The organism is Nonomuraea sp. NPDC049646, assembly GCF_044465525.1.
Classification (GTDB): Bacteria; Actinomycetota; Actinomycetes; order Streptosporangiales; family Streptosporangiaceae; genus Nonomuraea.
On sequence record NZ_JBITLU010000001.1, the window covers coordinates 647,962 to 651,854 of the forward strand.

Here is a 3,893-nt window from a genome sequence, read left to right on the forward strand (position 1 = left end):
GGCATGACCGACCATCGTCGGTCCATCCCGCGGACGGACACGCTGCTCGCCGACCCCCGGCTGGCCGAGGCCCGGCGGCGGTTCGGCCACGCCCGGGTCAAGGCCGTGATCGTCGCGGCGCAGCGGCGGGCCAGGGAGGGAGAGCTCGCGCCGCAGGACGTCCTGACCGCGGCGCTGGCGGCCCTGCCCGCCTCCGCCGCCGGCCTGCGGCCGGTGATCAACGCCACCGGCGTGCTGCTGCACACCAACCTGGGCCGCGCCCCGCTGTCGGACGCCGCCCGCCAGGCGGTGGAGCTGGCCGCCGGGGTCACCGACGTCGAGCTCGACCTCGACACGGGCGGCCGGGGCAGGCGGGGACGTACGGCGCTGGCCGCCCTGGCCGCCGCGGTGCCCGCGGCCGAGGCGGTCCACGTCGTGAACAACAACGCGGCGGCGCTCGCGCTGGCGGCCACCGCGCTGGCGGCGGGCGGCGAGATCGTGGTCAGCCGGGGGGAGCTCATCGAGATCGGGGACGGCTTCCGCCTTCCCGACCTGCTCGTCTCCACGGGGGCCCGGCTGCGCGAGGTCGGCATGACCAACCGCACCGCCCTCGCGGACTACGCCGGCGCGATCGGGCCGCAGACGGGCCTGGTGCTGAAGGTGCACCCGTCCAACTACCGGATCGAGGGGTTCACGGCCGACGTCCCGGTGTCGCGGCTGGCGGCGTTGTGCCGCGAGCGGGGTGTCCCGCTCGTCGCCGACGCCGGCTCGGGGCTGCTGACCCATGAGCCGCTGCTGCCCCGCGAGCCCGACGTCACGAGCTGGCTGACCGAGGGCGCGGACCTCGTCACCACCAGCGGGGACAAGCTGCTCGGCGGCCCCCAGTGCGGGCTGCTGTTCGGCCGCGCCGACCTGGTGGAGCGGCTGCGCCGCCATCCCCTCGCCCGCGCGCTGCGGGTGGACAAGGTCACGCTGGCGGCGCTGGAGGCCACGGTCGCCGGCCCGCCGACGCCGACCTGGGAGAGCCTGCACGCCGACCAGGCCACGCTGCGCTCCCGCGCCGAGGACCTGGCGGCCCGGCTGCGTGACAAGGGGATCGAGGCCGAGGCCGTCGACAGCGGGAGCGTGGTCGGCGGCGGGGGCGCGCCCGGGGTGTCCCTGCCGAGCGCCGCCGTCGCGCTGGACCGGCGGGCGGCCGCCGCCCTGCGCCGGGCGCGGCCGCCCGTGCTCGCCCGGGTGGAGGGCGGCCGCTGCCTGCTCGACCTGCGCGCGGTGCCGTCCGGCCACGACGACATGCTGCTGGCCGCCGTCCTCACCGCGTGGCCGGAGAGCTGATCGGGCCCGCCGCGGACGGGGCGGTGGCCGGTCGCCGGAGACCGCCCCGGGAGAGGGAGCGGCCTCCCCCTCGCGGGGGAGCACACCGGACGGCCCCGGCGAAAGGCTGGCGGGCATGAGCACTTCCTCCCCGCTCGCGAGGGCCACACCGCCGAGCCGGCTCACCATCTGGGCCGGACGAGCCATGATCTTCATCGCCCTGGCGCACGTCGCCGTGTTCGCGCCCCTCGCCCCCTGGGCCGGCTGGCTCGCCGGAGACCTGCGCGACGGCCGCGCGGACGGCGAGTCGCAGGCCGTCTTCTGGGCGCTGCCCGGCGGGTTCGTCGTGGTGCTGGCGCTGCTGGGCCTGCTGGTGGCGCGGGCGGGACGGCAGGGGCAGCCGGTTCCCGGATATGTCGGCTGGGCGATCCTCGCCTGGGGGGCCGTCGGCGTCGGCCTGATCGGGATGAGCGGTTTCATCACCGCGATCGTCCCTTCCGGGCTGCTCATCGCGGCGAATGTCATCGCCGTGCGGGAGAATCGCGCCCGGCGTGCTGTCCGCGGCGGAACATGAACGGTCATGACCGCGCCGACCAGCGGTGGAGTCGAGGGCCGCTTTTCAGGTGTGTCGTTATCGGGTTTTCGCTCATTCGGCCGCTTAACGGCCTGGAGACGACATAGTAATTTTCACAAATGCCTCAATCACCTGGTAGGCGACGGCCGGTCATCGCACGATGGCTGGCCGTCCTCGTCATCGCCGCCGTCATCCCGGCGGGACCGGGCTCGTCGGCCGCGTACGCGTCGGGCCCGCAACCGCCCGAGAACGCGGTCGTCGTCTGGGACCGCAACGCCCAGACCGCCATCTGGGACGTCGCCGGCCAGCAGCCGCAGGTCCAGGCGCGCAGCTTCGCCATGGTGCACGGAGCCGTCTACGACGCGGTGAACGCGATCGCCGGCACCCCGTACCAGCCGTACCTGACCGCGCCCCAGGCCGACGGCGGGGAGTCGACGGAGGCCGCCGTCGCCACCGCGGCCTTCCGCGTGCTGAACAAGCTCTTCCCCGCCCAGCAGGCCCGGCTGACGACCCAGTACGACGAATACCTCGCCACGATCGCCGACGGCGACGCGAAACGACGCGGCGTCGCCGTGGGCGAGCAGGCGGCGGCCGCGATGATCGCCGCCAGGGAGAACGACGGCGCGTTCGGCGACCAGACCTGGCCGATCGGCACCCGGCCCGGCCAGTGGCGGCCGACGCCGCCCACCAACGCCTCGGACGGGGCCTGGGTCGGCGACCTCAAGCCGTTCCTCATCCCCAGCGCGTCGATGTTCCGCACCTCGGGGCCGCCCGCGCTGACCAGCTCCCGCTACGCCAAGGACATCAACGAGCTGAAGCGGATCGGCGGGGCGGACAGCACGGTCAGGACGCCGGACCAGACGCAGGCCGCGATCTGGTGGCACGACCGGCACCTGGCCGAATGGGAGATCAAGCGACAGCTCGCCACGACGCGGCGCCTGAACCCGCTCCAGGCGGCCCGCATGTTCGCCATGGTCGACCTGGCCGAGGCCGACGCCACGACCGCCTGTTACAACGAGAAGGCGGCGTGGGCCTTCTGGCGGCCGGTCACGGCGATCCGCCTGGCCGACACCGACGGCAACCCGCGTACCGCGGCCGACCCCGACTGGACGCCGCTGCTCGTCACCCCGCCGCACCCGGACTACACCTCCGGGCACACGTGCTTCACGGCGGCCAGCATGTCGGCGCTGGCCCACTTCTTCGGCAGGGACGACATCCCCTTCAGCGGCCACAGCTCCGACTCGGGCACCACCAGGAGCTTCCGCGGCTTCTCCCACGCCCTGGCCGAGGTCATCGAGGCCCGCGTGTGGGGCGGCATCCACACGCGCACGGCGGACGTGCAGGGCGCGAAGATCGGCGCTCAGGTCACCGCCTACATGGTGCGGCACTACTTCCGGCCGAAGCGGTGAGGCCGGAAGTGGTGAAGCCGGGAGCGGTCAGGCCGGGCGAGGCGCCCGCCCGCCGCTGAGACCGGAATCGCGGCGTTCCGAAGACCTCCCCGTGCGCGCCGAGCACGGGGAGGTCTTCCTGATTCCGGCCCTGACACGACGGGGGCAGGCGGATGTCAGCACCCCGCGGGGCCACTGCCAGCGGGATGACCGCCGATCTGACCGATATGGAGAATCGGACCCGACTCAATCAGTCAATAGGGACGGGGACCCCGTCAAACGTCAGGACCGAAACCCTAATTACGGGCATTCCATAGAGGGACAAGATCATCACGCAGGGTGGCAGAACCCCAGAACGCGAGGGCAGGCAGAGATCATCAGCCCAGCCGGGGAGGTCCGCCGTCCGTAGACACACCCACCGGAAGCCGGTTTTGTCGATGCCCGAAACCAGCATTCCATCATTGGTTTAAATTTCATCCCTTGACTGACTTTCGGACAAAATAATAGGAATGGCGTGGCTTCAGCCGTGAGCCGCCCCTCGCCGGGTCGAACCCTGACGAGCGGCCCGTCTTTCCTGCTGCCCGCGCGACGACCTCGCCCGGCGCGGCAGACCTGCCGGAGGGTGACTTCGCGTCGCG

3 protein-coding genes are annotated in these 3,893 nt (G+C 73.0%); all 3 read left to right on the forward strand.

Annotated features, from left to right (window positions below):
• Positions 1 to 3: 3 nt before the first annotated feature.
• A complete protein-coding gene (gene selA / locus ACIBQ8_RS03045) occupies positions 4 to 1,314 on the forward strand; it encodes an L-seryl-tRNA(Sec) selenium transferase (protein ID WP_397190868.1) in 1,311 nt (436 codons plus the stop codon).
• A gap of 115 nt (positions 1,315 to 1,429) precedes the next feature.
• Complete coding sequence (locus ACIBQ8_RS03050; protein WP_397168590.1) at positions 1,430 to 1,867, forward strand: DUF6463 family protein; 438 nt, start codon at positions 1,430 to 1,432, stop codon at positions 1,865 to 1,867.
• A 119-nt stretch (positions 1,868 to 1,986) separates the two neighbouring features.
• On the forward strand, positions 1,987 to 3,276 hold the full coding sequence (locus ACIBQ8_RS03055; RefSeq protein ID WP_397190869.1) for a phosphatase PAP2 family protein: 1,290 nt from the start codon (positions 1,987 to 1,989) through the stop codon (positions 3,274 to 3,276).
• The last annotated feature ends 617 nt before the right edge of the window (positions 3,277 to 3,893 follow it).